The 17,040-nt window shown below is 65.7% G+C and carries 19 protein-coding genes; 8 read left to right on the forward strand and 11 right to left on the reverse strand.

Features of this window, described 5'->3' with window-relative positions; all coding sequences use genetic code 11:
* The first annotated feature begins 170 nt into the window (after positions 1-170).
* Complete coding sequence (locus tag Ssi02_RS25390) at positions 171-410, forward strand: hypothetical protein (protein WP_204030005.1); 240 nt, start codon at positions 171-173, stop codon at positions 408-410.
* 44 nt (positions 411-454) lie between these two features.
* Here the strand turns inward: Ssi02_RS25390 and Ssi02_RS25395 are convergent, their stop codons facing one another.
* Entirely contained in the window at positions 455-1,060 is a 606-nt protein-coding gene (locus Ssi02_RS25395; protein ID WP_239129640.1) for a MarR family winged helix-turn-helix transcriptional regulator, read from the reverse strand.
* 118 nt (positions 1,061-1,178) lie between these two features.
* Between Ssi02_RS25395 and Ssi02_RS38885 the strand changes: the two genes are divergently transcribed.
* On the forward strand, positions 1,179-1,451 hold the full coding sequence (locus Ssi02_RS38885) for a glutamine synthetase (protein ID WP_239129647.1): 273 nt from the start codon (positions 1,179-1,181) through the stop codon (positions 1,449-1,451).
* Positions 1,452-1,493: 42 nt separating this feature from the next.
* Here Ssi02_RS38885 and Ssi02_RS25405 read toward each other — a convergent pair whose 3' ends face one another.
* On the reverse strand, positions 1,494-2,324 hold the full coding sequence (locus tag Ssi02_RS25405) for an alpha/beta fold hydrolase (protein ID WP_239129649.1): 831 nt from the start codon (positions 2,322-2,324) through the stop codon (positions 1,494-1,496).
* A 178-nt stretch (positions 2,325-2,502) separates the two neighbouring features.
* Between Ssi02_RS25405 and Ssi02_RS25410 the strand changes: the two genes are divergently transcribed.
* A complete protein-coding gene (locus Ssi02_RS25410) occupies positions 2,503-3,114 on the forward strand; it encodes a TetR/AcrR family transcriptional regulator (RefSeq protein WP_239129651.1) in 612 nt (203 codons plus the stop codon).
* A 79-nt stretch (positions 3,115-3,193) separates the two neighbouring features.
* Here the strand turns inward: Ssi02_RS25410 and Ssi02_RS25415 are convergent, their stop codons facing one another.
* The 5 genes from Ssi02_RS25415 to Ssi02_RS25435 all read right to left on the reverse strand — a co-directional run bounded on the left by Ssi02_RS25415 (position 3,194) and on the right by Ssi02_RS25435 (position 6,865).
* On the reverse strand, positions 3,194-3,730 hold the full coding sequence (locus Ssi02_RS25415) for an NUDIX hydrolase family protein (RefSeq protein WP_275410745.1): 537 nt from the start codon (positions 3,728-3,730) through the stop codon (positions 3,194-3,196).
* A 264-nt stretch (positions 3,731-3,994) separates the two neighbouring features.
* Complete coding sequence (locus Ssi02_RS25420) at positions 3,995-4,423, reverse strand: sensor histidine kinase (RefSeq protein ID WP_204030009.1); 429 nt, start codon at positions 4,421-4,423, stop codon at positions 3,995-3,997.
* 210 nt (positions 4,424-4,633) lie between these two features.
* Positions 4,634-5,176: a GNAT family N-acetyltransferase gene (locus Ssi02_RS25425; protein ID WP_204030011.1), complete on the reverse strand. Its 543-nt coding sequence runs from the start codon at positions 5,174-5,176 to the stop codon at positions 4,634-4,636.
* A gap of 143 nt (positions 5,177-5,319) precedes the next feature.
* On the reverse strand, positions 5,320-5,526 hold the full coding sequence (locus Ssi02_RS25430) for a DUF5988 family protein (protein WP_204030013.1): 207 nt from the start codon (positions 5,524-5,526) through the stop codon (positions 5,320-5,322).
* Positions 5,527-5,884: 358 nt separating this feature from the next.
* Positions 5,885-6,865, reverse strand: a complete 981-nt coding sequence (locus Ssi02_RS25435; protein ID WP_204030015.1) for an acyl-CoA desaturase — start codon at positions 6,863-6,865, stop codon at positions 5,885-5,887.
* 172 nt (positions 6,866-7,037) lie between these two features.
* On the opposite strand from Ssi02_RS25435, the gene Ssi02_RS25440 reads away from it, so the two are divergent.
* The 3 genes from Ssi02_RS25440 (at position 7,038) to Ssi02_RS25450 (ending at position 10,596) form a co-directional block, all read left to right on the forward strand.
* The gene (locus Ssi02_RS25440; protein ID WP_204030016.1) at positions 7,038-8,336 is read left to right on the forward strand and encodes a cytochrome P450; all 1,299 of its coding nucleotides are present in this window, start codon (positions 7,038-7,040) and stop codon (positions 8,334-8,336) included.
* 2 nt (positions 8,337-8,338) lie between these two features.
* Positions 8,339-9,910, forward strand: a complete 1,572-nt coding sequence (locus Ssi02_RS25445; protein ID WP_204030018.1) for a peroxidase family protein — start codon at positions 8,339-8,341, stop codon at positions 9,908-9,910.
* Between the two features lie 194 nt (positions 9,911-10,104).
* On the forward strand, positions 10,105-10,596 hold the full coding sequence (locus Ssi02_RS25450) for a winged helix-turn-helix domain-containing protein (RefSeq protein ID WP_204030020.1): 492 nt from the start codon (positions 10,105-10,107) through the stop codon (positions 10,594-10,596).
* Here Ssi02_RS25450 and Ssi02_RS25455 read toward each other — a convergent pair.
* The 3 genes from Ssi02_RS25455 to Ssi02_RS25465 are packed head-to-tail and all read right to left on the reverse strand — an operon-like array spanning position 10,559 to position 13,481.
* Positions 10,559-11,371, reverse strand: a complete 813-nt coding sequence (locus tag Ssi02_RS25455; RefSeq protein WP_204030022.1) for an aminotransferase class IV family protein — start codon at positions 11,369-11,371, stop codon at positions 10,559-10,561. The two genes, Ssi02_RS25450 and Ssi02_RS25455, sit on opposite strands and share 38 nt — an antisense overlap.
* Before the next feature lie 47 nt (positions 11,372-11,418).
* Entirely contained in the window at positions 11,419-11,994 is a 576-nt protein-coding gene (locus Ssi02_RS25460; RefSeq protein ID WP_204030024.1) for a GrpB family protein, read from the reverse strand.
* 17 nt (positions 11,995-12,011) lie between these two features.
* Positions 12,012-13,481, reverse strand: coding sequence for an ATP-binding protein (locus Ssi02_RS25465; RefSeq protein WP_239129654.1), 1,470 nt, complete (start codon positions 13,479-13,481; stop codon positions 12,012-12,014).
* A 129-nt stretch (positions 13,482-13,610) separates the two neighbouring features.
* Here Ssi02_RS25465 and Ssi02_RS25470 point away from each other — a divergent pair, with 129 nt between their 5' ends.
* Positions 13,611-14,549 carry an aldo/keto reductase gene (locus tag Ssi02_RS25470; protein WP_204030026.1) on the forward strand — a complete coding sequence of 313 codons (939 nt, stop codon included), beginning with the start codon at positions 13,611-13,613 and terminating at the stop codon, positions 14,547-14,549.
* A gap of 9 nt (positions 14,550-14,558) precedes the next feature.
* On the opposite strand, the gene Ssi02_RS25475 is transcribed toward Ssi02_RS25470, so the two are convergent.
* Positions 14,559-16,025, reverse strand: coding sequence for an SDR family oxidoreductase (locus Ssi02_RS25475; RefSeq protein ID WP_204030028.1), 1,467 nt, complete (start codon positions 16,023-16,025; stop codon positions 14,559-14,561).
* A 172-nt stretch (positions 16,026-16,197) separates the two neighbouring features.
* Between Ssi02_RS25475 and Ssi02_RS25480 the strand changes: the two genes are divergently transcribed.
* Positions 16,198-17,040 carry a M55 family metallopeptidase gene (locus Ssi02_RS25480; protein WP_204030030.1) on the forward strand — a complete coding sequence of 281 codons (843 nt, stop codon included), beginning with the start codon at positions 16,198-16,200 and terminating at the stop codon, positions 17,038-17,040.

Here is a 17,040-nt window from a genome sequence, read left to right on the forward strand (position 1 = left end):
GCGCATGTGCGCGCCGAGCCTTCACCGGCGGAAAACAGCAGGCCAGAGCGGCTGCGGAGAGGTGGCCCGAGCTGCCGGTCCGAGTCTTGGGAGCGATTTCCCCACCGGAAATCACAGGTGCTAATAGCGTGACCCACGGAAATCGTTCCTTCCCGTGAGAGGACACACGCATGGACGAGCGCGTTCTCCGCGCCGCCGCGGAAGGCGGGGACATCGCGTCGATGCTCGCCCTGGCCGCGCTTCTTGAGGAGCGCACCTCCGGCGATTACGACGAGGAGGAGGAGCTCTACGCGGAAATCGAGATGTGGCTCCGGCGGGCTGCGGCCGAGGGGGATCTCCGCGCGAAGGCCGAGCTCGGCTCCTGCACCCCGGGGTGGGAAAAATGCAGATTGCCGTCGCAGGCACGGTGAGTTTTCCCACCCCGAATGTACGGGCTTATGAAAGCAAGCTGGGATCAGCCGGGGCGGCGCCCGCTTTTCCGCGGTGGCACGGGCCGGATGCTGCGGAGATGCTCACGGCGCTTCTCCCCGCGCTCCTCCAGATGGGTGATGATGCGGCGCAGCGTGTCGGCGAGCCGTAGCGACTCCTCAGCCTCGAGTTGTTCGACGACGAACGCCTCCTCCTCGTTGAATTCAGGAAAGAGACGCTCCATAAGCGCGACCCCCTCGGGGGTGAGTCTGAGCAGCGCCAGCCTGCCGTCCTCGGGGTGTTGTGAACGGACGGCCAGGCCGCGGGACTCCAAAGTCTTGATGATGCCGGTGAGCGTGCCTTTGGAGATGCCCACCTCCGCCGCCACGTGCCGAGTCTCGATTTCCTCCCAGATCCATATCACCCATAGCACGACAAACGCCGTCCACGTGAGGTCGGCGGAGCGTAGTGCGGAGTTCTCCAAGTGTTGTCTGACCGCCGCAGCCGCTCTGTGCAGGTTCGAAACGGCCACAAGCGCCTCACGCTTGATCGGGATCGGGCCGAGGCGGCGATCAACCGCGGCCTCGGTCTCCGTCAGAGAGTAGTGCGAGGGCACATCTGCTCCTCGGTCCGAGTGTTGTGCACTGCTCATCAGTATTCCTTAAGCGGGAAATCTTCCGCCTTCACTCGGAGGATGAAACACGCCCAACGGGCATTCGTGTGATGCCAATCGCGTTCTTGATCCACCTTGCACATCTCAAACCCGGAACGTGAGGGAACGGCGGGTACGGCACAGCCAGGCGGGCCGCCCCTTCGAAACGCCTAAAGCCCCTGCGCGGTACGGCTATCGCCCGGCCAAGGCCGCCATGCTCCCCATGTCGCTTCCCGCCGCGCTCGACGCCTTCGAGGCGGACGGCGACCTGCTGGAGATTCTCGGCAAGCAGTTCACGACGGCTCATCTCATGTACAAGCGCAATGAGCTTGCGCGCTTCCCCACGTTCGTCACCGACTGGGAGTTCCGCGAGTACGCCTATCACCTTTGACGCCCCCGAGGGAGGTGCGAAGCGGCGGGATTCCGCACCTCGTCACGAGAAGAACTCGATGAGCGCGGGCGCGAGCTTCTTGGGTGCCATCATCACGGCGCCGTGGTTGAGACCGTCGAGGACACGGTGGTCGGTCTCGGGCATCAGCTCGGCGATCGCGTGCGCGGCGTCGTGGAACCCGGCGGGGCTCTTGCCGCCGGTCAGCACCAGAGCGGGCGCGGCCACCGACGTCCACGGGTCGGCCGCGAGCGGCCTGCCCTGCTGGGTGTCGCCCATGACGGCGATGTCGTGGGGCAACGACTCCGCCAGTTTCTTGAGTTTGGACCACACGCCGGGCATCAAGCGCATCATGGCGATCATGAACTTCGGCATGCCCTGGGTGTCGGACATGAAGGACGCGACGGCGTCGCCACGCCGTCCCTGCGCCAGCAGAGTGGCGATGCGCTCGCCGAACCCCGCGGGCGGGCCGAAACCGTCGCCGCCGGTCTCGCGCGGCCCGTGGCCTTCGACCGCGAACGGCGGCTCGTAGACGGCCAGTTTCCTGACGGCGAGCCCCGCCGCCGTGGCGCGCAAAGACAACACCGCGCCCGACGAGCTGCCGAACACCGAGGCCGACCCGCCCGCGTGGTCGATCAGGGCGGCGATGTCCTCGATCTCGCGCTCCACCGCGTAGGGCTTGGTGTTGCCGCTCGCGCCTCTGCCGCGGCGGTCGTAGTTGATCACGGTGAAGTGCTCGGAGAGCAGGGCGGCGAGTTTCCTGGCGTCGGATCGGTCCGCGAGCGCCGACGACACCAGGATCAGCGCCGGGCCGCTGCCGGCCTGCTCGAACGCGATCTCGGTGCCGTCGCGTGAGATGACCTTTGACTCTGTCACTGACGTCCTTCCAACGGGGGTGTGCTCTCGCCTGTGGCTGCCGGCGGCTGGCTTGGTGGGTGCCATGATGGGGGCCTTTCCTTTGGAACTAGACTGTACAGTACCCAATTGGGTACTGGTCCGTCTAGTACTATCTGTTCAAGCAGAGGGAGATAGGAGGACAGTGCAGGAGGCAAGGGTGGAGACCCGGTCAGCCCGCAAGAACCGCGAGATCCTGGAGGCGGCGACCACGGTGTTCCTGCGCAGCGGCTATGTGGGCTGCAGCATGGACGAGGTGGCGGCCCTGGCCAAGGTGTCCAAACAGACCGTCTACAAGCACTACACCGACAAAGAGCACTTGTTCACGACCGTGGTGGCGGCCCTCATGGGGCCGATCGCCGAGGGCAACCGATCGGCTGCGGCGGCGTTGGAGGATGCCGACGATCTCGGCGACGGCCTGCGGCAACTCGCCCGCAGCCTGCTGGTCATGCTGCGCGACCCACAGGTCCTTCAGCTGCGCCGGCTCGTGATGGCCGAGGCCGAGCGTTTCCCCGCTCTAGGCCGCACCTATTGGGAGCAGGCGTTCCACCTCGGCCTTGAGACCGTGGCGACGGCCCTGCGCAAGGCATCGGCACAGGGCCCGCTCAAAGTGGACGATCCGGAAGCCGCCGCGGGCCACTTCGCCGGATTGGTTCTGTGGATCCCCATGAACAGAGCCATGTTCTGCGGACTGCCAGAGGAGTTCACCGACGCCGAGATCGACCAGCGGGCCGATCAAGCCGTGCGGGCCTTCCTGGCGGCTTACGGATAAGCATCGGGGCATTTCTGGCGGCGTACGGATAAGTCCGCACACGTGTCCGGTCGGCGGGCTCGCCTGGCCCGCCGGCCGGTCAGCGCAGGCAGCCGACGTAGGCGAGGGCCTGCTTCAGCAGCGTGCCCTGGCCACCCGCCATCTCCTGCTGCACAAGCGGGGAGGACGCCTCCTCAGGGGAGAACCACACCAAATCGAGCGCGTCCTGCCGCGGCCGGCAGTCACCCGTCACCGGCACCACGTACGCCAGCGACACCGCATGCTGGCGGGGGTCGTGGTAGGGCGTCACGTCCTGCGTGGGGAAGTACTCGGCGATGGTGAAAGGTTGCGGCGAAGTCGGCACCTGCGGCAACGCGAGAGGTCCGAGGTCCTTCTCCAGATGCCTCAAGAGCGCGTCACGCACCCGCTCTTGATGGAGCACACGACCGGAGACCAGCGCCCGGGTGACCGTGCCATCCGATCCGATGCGCAGCAGAAGACCGACATGCGTGACCACACCCGTGGCATCTACGCGAACGGGCACGGCGTCGACGTAGAGAATCGGCATTCGTGCACGAGTCAGCTCCAACTCATCACGAGAGAGCCAACCGGGCGTGGTTTCGGTCATTTCGGCCATGCGGTCGATCGTACGTCGTAGCTCACCAGGAGGGGCGTCCCCGACGCGCCTCTCTTGGCGGAACCGCACGATTTCCCATGATGGGAACGAGATCCGGCGGTCAGATCCCCCATCCGACCGCGGAACCTCGCCGGCCGCCGACCGCTGAGGAGCTGTGATGCCCTGAAAGAGGACGCACCACCCTTCCGGCAGGTACGGCACAGCCGGCGAGACGCAGTCCCGCTCAGCCGAGGTACGGCGCAGCAGGCGAGTGTGAGGCCGTGATCAGGAGGCGCACGGCGGGGCCGCCGGGTATGGCAGCGACACACTCAGCGTTGTGCCCGCCTGCGGCACACTGTTGATCGTGAGCGTGCCGCCCAACTCGCTCAGGCCGGCCATCGTCACCGTATCCGCGATCATGTCCTTCTGGGCAGGCTCTTGGTCGCCGTCGTCGCTGATCGTAAGGTATGCGGCACGCTGGTTCGCTGTGAGCGCGATCGACACCGTGCTCGCGCCGCTGTGATTCTCCACATGGTCCAACGCCTCGTGGATCATCGTCAGGACGACTTCGCCGACGCCGTTGGGCAGGGCGCGCTGCGGGGTGGCCCATACCTCGACGGTGATCCCTGTGCGCTGCGACCAGAGAGAGAAGTAGTCCTCCAGCTCTTCGGCGAACCCCCGTGGTTTCTCCCCGTGTATCAGTCTAAAACTCATGTGTTCCCCGTGTTTCCCGTAATTGTGGGTGATGGTGTTCTACCCACTCGCGCATAATAAGGGGATCTTGGGGATTTTCGACCGAAAGCCGGGGAAGATTGCCGATATCTCGGGCTTCGGCAACGTTATGTGTGACCCAAGTGACGGCTCACGCAGGGCCTATGTGTGGCTCATGTGCGCACCGTGAGGGCCGATGCGTGGGATCGCCAGTCACAGCTCGCGGCGCATGCAGGCGCGCGGCCACTCGTCCAGGCCGTGGGCCGCCTCAGCGGCCCGAATGCGCCGCAGGCCAGGGGTGAGCTCCTCGTCGCCGAGGTAACGGAACCCGCACCGCTCGTAGTAAGGACCGTTCCACGCGACCTCGACGAAGGTGGTCAGGGTGGCCGCCGGGCACCCCTGGGCACGACCCCAGTCCATCATGTGCTCCATCAGCGCGAGGCCGATCCGGCGGCGGGCGTGATCGGGGCGCACCGACACTTGGTCGATGTGCGCGTCGCCGTCGACGACGGCGGCTATCAGGTAGGCAACAGGCCGGTCGTCGGCGTCGACATAGACCCAGGCCCGCCCGTCGGCCTGGTATTCCCGCAGCACGTCGATGGGCAGCGGCTCGTCCTCGGCCACGCGGACCATGCCGATCGCACGGAAGGCGTCACCAAGCGACCGCTCGATGTCCTGCATGATCGGCAGGTCGCTCTCCTTGGCCTCCCGGATCGCGGACGCGTGCACGCGGTGGTCGAGACAGTGGTTCTCCATGCCGGCGGTGGCTCCTCGTCGGGCGTGTGACGATCCGTGAGTCTAGAGGGCCGTCTACTGGAGCGCCTCCCTATTTCGTCGCGGTGCACGCCCTGTCGCGGGATCGCTCCCGTGCAAAAGGGGCGCCCAACCAGATAGTCGGTCTATTCAGCGACGGATGTGGCGTAGCGCCAGGTGTAGACGGGGGCTAGTTGCCCCTTGAGCTCCTCGAAAGAACCGGTGAATTCGAAACGATGGTTGCGGCCCTGGTAGTGGATGATTAGCCGGTCGTGCCCTTCGGGGCAAGGCGCGCTGCTGACGATTCCGGCCGGCCCGCCGTAAAGGATTGCTGTTTCCTCCGGGGCGGTCATTAACGGCTCCGACATGTGCCACCATCTCCCCTAAAACGGACGCGACGTGATCGTTCGACGTGCGCTCTATCTTGCACGACACAATGCTACTGATCAACTAACCCTTTGGGGACATGTCGGGTGGCCCTGGGGAGTAGAAATTACTCTGAGCCGCCGTGGGTCGAAAGGAGGGAACTATTTCCGTCAGATGACATGTCAGACTTTCGGCCTGTTGTCGGAAATATACTTCTGATCCGCTGATGTAATCGCCTGGATGCGTTTCGCGAGCGTGGAAAAAGTATTCTAAAGGCGTAACAATGCCAATAAGCCGTAGGAAATCACAGCTCTCCGTAAAGGGGAACGTCGCTGACCCGACGACTCACATGCGGTCGCGGCGGCGGGCGGCGAGGCGGTCGGGATCCGGCCAATGCACGTCGTATGCCCAGTTCGCTTGCTCGAACCAGTGGATCAGCCGGGCACTCGGGTCAAGCTGACCCTTCAGCACACCGTGCCGGGCACATGTGGGCTCGACATGATGCCAGTTGTGCCACCCCTCGCCGAGCGTCAGCAATGCCACCCACCGCACGTTTGACGATCGGTCTCGTGTACGAAACGGGCGGTCGCCGAGCGTGTGCGCGATGGAGTTCACCGACCACGTCACATGGTGCACGACGGCATAACGCACCAGGCCACCCCAGAACAGAGCCGTCCAGGCGCCCGCCCATGACATCGACCACAGCCCACCCGCCAACGTGGGCAGGGCGAACGACAACACCACCACAAACGGGTATGCGGCGTCGAACCGCCGCACATCCGGATCGGCCATCAGATCAGGCACCCAATGCCGCAGATTGGAGCGGCGGCGCGCGGTGTAGAACCAGCTTACATGTGCATGGGCCATGCCGCGGAGCAACGCCGGACCGCTCTCGCCGTACCTCCACGGCGAATGGGGATCACCCTCACGGTCGGCATATTTGTGATGGCGGCGATGCTCAGCCGTCCACAACGTGACCGGGCCTTCCACCGCCATGCCCCCGGCCAGCATGAGCACGATCCGCAGGGGACGACGGCACTTGAAAGCCCGATGGGTGAAAAGCCGGTGATAGCCGATCGCGATGCCGAAAATGCTGATCAGATACATGACCGCGGCGATCACCACATCGCGCGGGCCAATGCCCCACCCCCACGCGGCCGGTACGGCGAGAGCCAGCAAAAGCCCGGGAAGCAGCACAAGCACCACCAGATAGACGGCACGCCTTCCGCTGGTGATCGCCACCGTCTCCGCCGTCGGCTCCGGCGCCTCCGGTCGGCGTGGCACAGTCACAGGGCCTCCTCGGTCGGGGCGGATGTGGCTCCTCATTCAAAGTCCGCGCCCTCGGCCGGAGGCTATGGCTGGAGAGTGACTGAAGGGTGACGGAGGGGAGTCAAAACGCTGAACGCCTCAGCCATCATGCATTGATCGTCACACCCTCCATTATGGCTACACAGCGTCACAATCCATATTCACTGTGTCCTTGTGTGGAAGGTGTGGCATGAGCACCGACGAACATACGACCAGCGAGAGTTTCCTGGAACGCTACGACAAGACCCTTACCCGCGACCCCATGGCCGCCTTCGACCTGGTGCGCGGGTGGATGCGCGCCGACTGGCGCGCCCTGTTCGCCGAGCTCCGCCTGCGGCGGCCGGTCTTCGTCACGCCCGCCTTCACCGTGGTCACCCGCTTCGCCGACGTCACCGAGGTCCTGGCCCGCGAGGACGTCTTCACGGTCCGGCCGTTCGGCCCGCGGCTGGAAGCCGCCCTCGGCGGGCCGTTCATGCTCTCCCGCGACGCCACGCCGATGAACTGGCGGGAAAAGGCGCTCATGCAGGTCATGCTCGACCGTGACGACATCGAGGCCGTCAGAGAACTCGCCGGCCGGCTCACGGAGGAGGCGCTCGACGCGGCTGTGCCGTACAAGCGGCTCGAAGCGGTGCATGAGCTGTTCCGGCCGGTGACGCTCGGTGTTTCGGCACGCTACTTCGGGGTGCCGGGGCCCGATCCGCAGACGTTGTCGCGGTGGATCCGTGCCGTCATCACCGACGGCTTCGCCAACTTCACCGGCGATCTGAAGGTCCAGTCGGCGTCGGTGCTGGCCGGCGCCGAGCTGATGGCCTATCTGCGCGACCTGCTCGCGCGGCGCCGCGCCGATCTGCGTGAGGGACGGGACGTTCCAGACGATGTCGTCACGCGGCTCGCCGGCATCTCGTTGCCTGCCGGGCTGAGTCCCGACGACGAGCGGGTCGCGATCAACATGGCGGGGCTGCCCCTCGGGTTCGTGGAGAGCGGCACGGGGGCCATGGCGGCGGCGGTCGAACAACTCCTGCTCCGCCCTGCGGTGTTCGCGGAAGCCGTCGCGGTGAGTGGCGACCCCAAGGCGTTCGATCCCTATGTGTGGGAGGCGGTGCGCTTCGACCCGTTCTTCAAGCTGCTACCTCGTTTGTGTGAGCGTGACTATGTCCTGGCGGCCGGCACGCCGCGCCGTACAGTCATCCGGGCCGGCACACTGGTCTTCGCCTCGCCCGCTGCCGCCATGTTCGACGAGGAGGTGGTGGAGGAGCCGGAGGAGTTCCGGGTGGGACGGCCGGACCATCACTATCTCTTCTTCGGGCACGGTCACCACGCGTGCCTTGGGACGCATCCCGCCAAGGCCGTCATTTGTGAGGTCGTGCGGCGTCTGTTGTCACGTCCGGGCCTGCGGTTGGAGAGTCCTGTTGTGCATTCCGCAGGTGTGTTCCCGGAGGAGTGTGTGCTCGGATTCGAGGCGTTCGCCGCGGACGGGCGGGGAGCGTGACCATGGCGACGGCGCGCAGCGTGGCGACGGACGGTGTCGTCAACCGGCTCAGATATCTCGCTCTGATCAACGGAAAGCCGCTCTGGGACCTGGCGCAGAGTGTGCCTGTGGTGCGGCGCCGGCTCAACGCCTACCTGATCGACAGCGCCGTCCGCGAGATGCCGTCGCGTCCCGAGCCGCTCAGCACCATGGCGGACTACACCTCGTGGGCCTCGCTGACCGACCGCACCTATAGCGGGCGCCACCTGCCCTCGGTGCCCGAGGTGCCGGGCCGGCCGACCCCCGCTCAGGCGGCCGACCTGTTCACCCGGGGCGACTACATGACCCTCTGCCCTCGGTCGACCGTGCTGTTCGCCTACTTCGCCCAGTGGTTCACCGACGGCTTCTTACGCGGCGACACCGGCATCCCTCGCGACCCCCGCAAGAACAGCTCGAACCACCACATCGACCTCAACCAGCTCTACGGACTGACCCCCGAGGCCACCGCCGCCCTGCGAACGTTCGACGGTGGCCGGTTGAAGAGCCAGATCCTCCACGACGGCGAGTTCCCGCCGTATCTATGTGAGAACGGGGAGATCAAAGCGGAGTTCGCCCCGCTCAGCGTCGTCCGCTTCGCCCAGCTCACTCCAGAACAGCGCGACACGTTGTTCGCGACCGGCAGCGACCGGGGCAACATCCAGATCGGCTTCACGATGCTCACGACGTTGTTCCTGCGTGAGCACAACCGGGTGGCCGCGCTGCTCGCCGGGCACCATCCGGGCTGGGACGACGAACGGCTCTTCCAGACGACCCGCAACATTCTCATCGTGTTGCTCATCAAGCTGGTGGTCGAGGAATACATCAACCACATCACGCCGTATCACTTTAACTTCACCCTGGATCGCCGGCTTTCCGCGATGCTGGCCCACGCGCCCTGGCACCGCGAGAACTGGGCGTCGGTCGAGTTCAACCTCGTGTATCGCTGGCACAGCCTCATCCCCTCGCACCTCGCGGTGGGGGACCGCGATCTGCCGATGGCGCAGACCTTCACCGCGGCGGGGCTGATCCCCGAGCCCGGCCTGCGCCGGCTCTTCTCTGACGCGTCCCGTCAGCGGGCCGGACGCATCGGGCTGTTCAACACCGATCCGGTGTTGCGCCAGGTCGACGTGGACAGCATCGCCGACTCGCGCGCCCTCGGCCTGGCGTCGTACAACAGCTATCGGCGGCACTGCAGTTTCCCGGCGGTACGTGACTTCGAGCAGGTCAGTGGGAACATGAAGGTGAGCGGGGCGCTGCGCGAGCTGTATAAGAGCGTTGACGACCTCGACCTCTATGTCGGCCTGTTCGCGGAGGAGCCGGGGTCACCCGACGCCATCCTGCCGCCACTGCTTACGAAGATCATCGCCATCGACGCCTTCTCCCAGGCGCTGACCAACCCGCTGCTGGCCTCCCGGGTGTTCACTCCGGCCACTTTCACGCCTCAGGGCTTCGAGATCATCGCCGCGACCCGGACCCTGTCCGACATCCTTCACCGCAACGTTCCGGAGGACCCCCGTCCCAGCGTCATCGGCATGTCCTGGCGCACCGAAGAGTGAGGCACTCTTCGCGTTTGACGGGGTCGCGCACCTGCGCGGCTGTGTGTCCGCTCCAACGCCTTGGTGAGTTGCCCGTGCACATGGCTTGATGGGGTGCCTGAGCACCGTCGAACTCACTCTCCTCGAACGCGGCCTCGCGTAAAGACGTCTATAACACGTACCCATGCGAGTTGTAGACGTATATCTTGATCTCCATGTCAGAAGAGCGTGAAGAGCGCCGCAGCACGCCGATATATCAGCAGATCGCCGCCCAGGTCAGAGCCGACATCGCCGAAGGCAGGCTCGTCCCCGGGCAGCTTGTCCCTTCCGAGGCTGAGCTCGTGCGGTTGTACGGAGTGTCACGGGCAACCGTGCGTTGGGCTGTTGCCCAGCTGCGTCAGGAGGGAGTCGTCTACACCATTCGCGCGGAAGGCACATATGTCGGACCGGCGGAGGTGCCCAGGATCCGGCTTCCGCAGAAACGAGAGGAGATAGCCAGGCACCTCGTCGAGCGCATCACCGGGGGAGAGTTCATGGAGGGGGACCGCTTCCCGTCCGAAACCCAGCTCTCCATCGACTATCAGGCGGCCCGCAACACCATCAGGGCCGCCGTCGAACTACTCCGGCGAGAGGGATGGGTGAGCACATGGCCGGTCAAGGGCACATTCGTCAACGACCGTGACTGCTGGCCGGATGAGCCGGGGTGAGCGGCTCAAAGGGAACCGCTTCATATTCCTTGCGCAACACCTCGACGATCGGATGGTCGACGGGGAAGCGGATGTTGTCGATCTTGCTGATGACGCGGATCCCGATGGCGGTGTTGGTGGCGAACGCGGCCCGCATGGCGGGCAACTCGTGGAGGCTGACCGACCTCGTCACGGTCTGGTGGTGCACGTGCTGCAACAAGCCCATGGTCACACCGGGCAGCATGTCGCCACTGGGCCAGACGACCCGGTCTCCGTCGAAGAACCCGACATTCCATGTCGCGCCCTCGGTCACGAATGACGCGTTGTCCGTGAAAAGCGCATCGTCGTAGCCGTTCACCTGGGCCTGCCTGCGGATGCGCAGAGTGCTGAAAAGCCCCACATGCTTCACCGCAGGCAGATCACGCTGAAACCTCATGGTCTGCACGGTCATGGGCTGAGCGGGCAACGCCGCCGCCGGCCGTGTGGTCACCAATACCTGCGGCTGCGCCGCCCCACCCGGCCGACCGAGATCCAGCGTGGGGTCGAACACGGTGACACGCAGCACAAGCGGCCCCGGGCGCCCATCCACGGCATGCCGCATATAACCGCAGACCTCATCGCGGTCCAGCTCCACCCCGAAAACTGTCCGGCAGTCCCTCGCCAACCTGTCCAAGTGACGGGAGAGCCCCTTCACACGCTGCTCCTCCACCCGCATCGTGGTGAAATGCCCGTAATTGATCAGGGCGAGGCTCTGCAGCGCGTCCAACGTGACAGGAACACCGTTGAGTTCCGACATAACGGTGAGTCTGACAGGTCGGAGAGTAGGTGAAAGGCTGAAAGTCCTTACAACGCGCGACTCAGGATGGCCTCCACCACTTCGGTCTTGGCGTCGGCGTAGTTTTGCAGGTATTTCCACTGCTGCCCGGCCAGCGCGAGCTTCGTACGCTCGTAGAGCGCCCGATCCTCCTCGTTCACCCGCAATCGGTCACGGAACGCGAGCATACGCCGGATCTCCGGGCACCCCTCCGACAACACGTGCAACGTCACCGGCATGGCTTCGCCGTACTTTTTCAGCACCCGGTGCTCAAACCAGTCCGGCTCCCGGATCGTCAACTCGTAACCCTCGCGCTTCAAAGCCGGCACATATGAGCTCTCGTCCGCGGAATCGGGAACTATCAGCAGGACATCCAAAATAGGCTTCGCCGCCAACCCCGGCACCGAGGTCGACCCCACATGCTCAACCACATGCCGGACCCCCTCAAGCGCCCCGCCGATCCGCCCCGCCTCCACGGAGTAGGCCACCGGCCAGCCGTCGCTGTAGGGCATCAGCACAACCTGCGCGTTGAGCAGCGGAGCCTCTCCGACATGGGCAGACTCGATCTCCTCGGAGGACATAGGCAGCCGCTGATCGTCACCCATGACTGAGACCTCGTCCCTCACTGTCCGGCGTAGAGGCGATCCAGGTCCACCAACTGCACCCGCCCCCCGGCGCCCGCGGCGACCTCACGCAGCGCCGGCATGAACCCCGCCCCGCTGAACAGAGTGAGCACACGCGGCCGCATGTCTCTCATCTCCAGAATATCCGCGATCTCCTCAAGCCGCCGAAGATGCCCCAGCCCCATCACCTCACCCCACTTCACCTCGCCGATGGACAACAGAGCACCGTCGGGATCGAATACCGCGACGTCCACCCCATGCCCCGTGCGGTTGACCTTGTCGTGAACGACGCCCGAGCGAACCCGGGCTATGGTTCCCTGAAAGGTGTCGTCGTCCGCCATGTCCTCCGCCCACAGACGGCACATACGCTCGAATACCGGACCTGCCACATTGCCGTCGAAGCGACTACGTGACGATCTCCAGATTCGCTCGCTACGGCCAGGCCGCACCCTTTCCAGCTGGGTCCAATATGGACGCATTATCACGTGGTAAAAGCGTACGAGAGGCTCGGTTATCCGAAATTCCGATCGATTAGACCGGAAGGCATCATGTTCCGTCACAAGGAGACCGGCGTCCTCCAGGACGGTGAGGTGATGAGATATATCGGTCGCCTTGCGTTCGATGCGGTTCGCGATGCCGCCTCGCGTGGCGTTGCCCTCGGCCACCGCCGCCAGCACGGTGTGATAGAGCCCGATGTCCCGCAGGGCCGGGTCTTCCGCGAGCAGTGCGCGGACCTCGCGGAAGAGCGGGCTCGCGGGGTTGAGGATATGTTCGACGACCCATTCGTCGAAGTTGTCGATGCTAGTCGGGCCGACGCCCTGGAGGTATTCGGTCTGATAGGCCGGGGTCCCGCCAAGGATGAAGTAAACAAGTGCCGCCAGGCGGGGGTCTTTGATTTTCCAGAAGTCCTTGGCCAGCCTGAAGTTGAACGTGGGCACAACGAGCTCCAGCGCGGCTCTGCCGCGCAGGGGCGCCGCCCCGGCGAGGAGCCCGCCCATGAAGGAGATGGAGGATCCGCACAGGAGCAGACGCGCCTTGGAGGCTCGCCGCTCGGGGCGGCGGGGTGCCAATGCCTTCTGAATGACCGAAGGCAACTCCTTCGCGTCGCGGACCAAGTAGGGGAACTCATCCAGGACGACGGGGACCGGACGTTCGGTCGCCAACGCGAGAAGCGCATCGATGGCCTCCCCCCAGTTATGGAACCGGATGTCACCGGGTGAACCCTGATATCGGGCCAACGCGATCCCGAGTTGACGAAGGGCTTCCTGGCGAGGCACGGCTTCGGTGGGGGCGTAGATGAAACCCCCGGTGGCCTCGCAGAGTGACTCCAGCAGGAAGGTCTTGCCCTGACGGCGGCGCCCGGACACGACGCCGAGGGTGGCGGTGGGCTGATCGGACTGGGCGAAGGCACACAGTTGACGCCACTCCCAGTCGCGGTCGAACATGTCGGCTGGCTTTGGCAGGATCATCTGACCTCTTTTAGGAGTGCAGTTATTAGAAGTGCACTCCTAAAAACGTCGTCACTCAGCGTGATGGTAGTCCTTCGTGGAGGCGGTGGGCTTGCGGTGGAGTGCACTCCAGGGTTCAGAGTGTGGGGCATGAGATTCGCACTGGGCACCATCCCCTTTGGCACGTCGGTTCCGGAGAAGGAGGCGTTCGCCATCCTCGATCGGTTCGTCGAGGCCGGGGGGAAGATCCTCGACACCGCCAACAACTACCCGTTCTGGGTGGAAGGCTGCACCGGAGACGAGAGTGAGCTGGCCATCGGCGCCTGGATGGCGGCGCGCGGGAACCGGGAGCAGCTCACGTTGAGCACCAAGGCCGGGGCCAGACCGGTGGAGGCCGGGGCGGTGTCGACGGTCGAGGTCGGGGGCACGCCGGCCGAGGGGCTGGCGGCGCCGGTGATCCGGCGGGCGGCCGAAGGCAGCCTGCGGAGGTTGCGGACCGACCACATCGACGTGTACTGGGCGCACATCGAGGACAGGGTCATCCCGCTCGACGAGACGCTGGGCGCGTTTCACGAACTGGTGGACAACGGGCTGGTGGCCCAGGTGGGCGCGAGCAACATCGCCACATGGCAGCTGGAGCGAGCCCGGAATCTGGCACGATCGCGGGATCTCACCCCCTACACCCATCTCCAGCTCAGGCACACCTACCTGCGGCCCCGGCCGGGTGCACGTCCGCCGGAGTCGGCCCACGTCATCGTGCACGACGAGACTCTCGACTACGTGAAGCAGGAAAACGACCTGACCCTCTGGGGGTACAACTCCCTTTTGTCCGGTGCCTACACCAGGCCCGACCGCCCGGTCCCCGACATCTATCACCACCCTGGGACAACCGCCCGCCTCGCCGTACTCCAGGAGGTCGCCGGCGAAACCGGGGCGACGGTGCATCAGGTGGTGCTGGCATGGCTGATGGAGCAGGGCATTGTGCCGATTGTCGGGGTGACGACGATGGCGCAGCTTGAGGAGGCCATCGGGGCGGAGAAGGTGGAACTCGGCGCCGAACTGCGGGCGAGGCTCGACGCTCCGGCGTGAGGTGGGGGGCTAGGGCGATGATGTACGGGCGGCGGCTCGGGCGACATTTCGTGGCATGCGGCCGAAGATGAGGCCGTGGAAGGGGGAAATGCCCCACCAATACAGGTGGCCGAGCAGTCCACGGGGATGGAAGATCGCCCGCTGCCCGTAGACCGTCTGGTCACCGTCCTTGTGCACGGTGAGCTCCAGCCAGGCCAGGCCGGGCAGCCGCATTTCCGCCCTTAGCCGTAGAAGCCTGCCGGGCTCCAACTCCTCCACCCGCCAGAAGTCGACGGCGTCACCGATCCGCAACCGCGTCGGATCACGCCGTCCCCGGCGCAGTCCGACACCGCCCATCATTCGATCGAGAAAGCCGCGAAGCCGCCAGGCGACCGGTAGGGAATACCACCCGTTGTCGCCGCCTACCCCTTCGATCACCTTCCACAGCGCCTCGGGGGAGGCGGGCACGACCCGGCTGCGGCGGTCGATGTAGAGGCTGCCGCCGGCCCAGTCGGGGTCGGTGGGCAAGGGGTCGCTCGGGGCTCCAGGTAGGGCGGCCGAACTCCACCGGGTGGCGACATCGGCCTCCTTGATGCGCTTGAGTGCCAGTTCCACCGAACGCCGGAACCCGATGAGGCCCTCCGGTGGCTCCGGGATGTAGCGGGTGATGTCGTGTTCGCGGCAGATGGTCTCGGTGCTGAGTGACTCCACCAATGGCCGGGCGACGTTCGCCGGCACCGGGGACACCAGACCCACCCACAGGCTCGACAACCAGGGCGTAAGAAACGGCACCGGGATGATGACCCGTTTTGGCAACTCCGCCACCGCCGCGTACCCATGCATCATGTCGCCATAAGTCAGCACATCGGGCCCGCCGATGTCGAAGGTGCGGTTCACTTCGTACGGCAGTGCCGTACACATCACCAAGTAGCGCAACACGTCGCGCACCGCGATCGGCTGCGTCCGCGTGTGCACCCACCGCGGCGTGGTCATCACCGGCAAACGCTCCGTGAGGTTGCGCAACATCTCAAACGACGCCGAACCAGAGCCGATGATCACCCCCGCCCGCAACACCGCCGTCGGCACCCCCGACTCCAGCAGGATCTCCCCGACCTCCGCCCGCGACTGCAAATGCCGCGAAAGCCGCCCACTCGGGGTGAGCCCACCGAGATAGACGATCCGCCGAACCCCCGCATCCCGGGCGGCCTCCGCGAACACCGACGCCGCCCGGCGATCCCGCCGAGCAAAGTCCGGCCCCGAAGCCATGGCGTGCACGAGGTAGTACGCCACATCGATGCCCTCAAGCGCCTGCCGCGTCGCCGCCGGATCAAGCGCGTCGGCCTGCGCCACCTCCACCCGCGACACCCACGGCTGCCCCCGCAACCGCCCCGCCGTCCGCGTCATGCACCGCACCTGGTGCCCGGCCCCCAGCAACTCGGGCACCAGCCGCCCACCGATATATCCCGTCGCCCCCGTGACCAGGCATCGGACTGTCATACCGCCATTGTGGTACGGCACAGCCACGATAACCGGCACCGCGAGCCACGTGTCGGCCGCAAGTGGGCGGCGGCCAAAAGCGGCCTTCGCCACCTGTGCGGACGGACGTAGCCGAAGGCCGAGACGATTGGTGAAGCTCGTAGGCGAGCCGTCAACGACGAGGAGCCGTCACGTGCAGGTCTACATTTCCATCGACATGGAGGGTGTGGCGGGCATCGCCACCTTCGACCAGGTCGCGCGCGGTGGGCACGGCTATCGCGCGGCGATGAAACTGATGACCGGCGAAGCCAATGCGGCCATCGCCGGAGCATTCGACGCCGGAGCGGACAGCGTCGTCGTCAACGACAGCCACGGCACGATGGACAACCTCCTGCACGAGGAGCTCGACCCACGAGCCAGGGTGGTTTTCGGTTCCCCCAAACTCGACTGCATGGCCGAAGGCATCAGCGAAGACCACGACGTCGCCCTGTTCCTCGGCTACCACGCCGCCGCCGGCGGACCCGGCGTGCTGGCCCACACCTACTCCTCCCACTTCACCCAGATCCGCCTCAACGGCCGGCCGGTCTCCGAAGCCGAGGTCAACGCTCTCCAAGCAGCCGCGGTCGGCGTGCCGGTGGGCTTGGTGACGGGAGACGACATCATCTGCGCCGCCGTACGCGAACGCCTCCCCAAGGTGCACACGGTCGAGGTCAAAACCGCCCATGGCGTCTACGCCGCCGACAGCCTGTCCCCCACCGTCGCCCGCGAACGCATCCGCACCGCCGCCGCCGAAGCCGTCGCCTCCGCCGGCTCACTCCTCCCGGTGGACCTTCCCGACGAACTCCACCTGGAAATCGACATGCCCAACGCCGCCGCCGCAGAACTGGGCGGCCTGATCCCCACCGTCACCCACACCACCGACCGCACCTTGACCGGCCACTTCTCCACCCCCCGCGAACTATTGGGCGTCATCGTCGTAGCCGCAGAACTAGCCGCCGGCACAACCCGAACCCGCGCCAACCTAATCAGCCGCTGA

This window comes from Sinosporangium siamense (assembly GCF_016863435.1).
GTDB lineage: Bacteria > Actinomycetota > Actinomycetes > Streptosporangiales > Streptosporangiaceae > Sinosporangium > Sinosporangium siamense.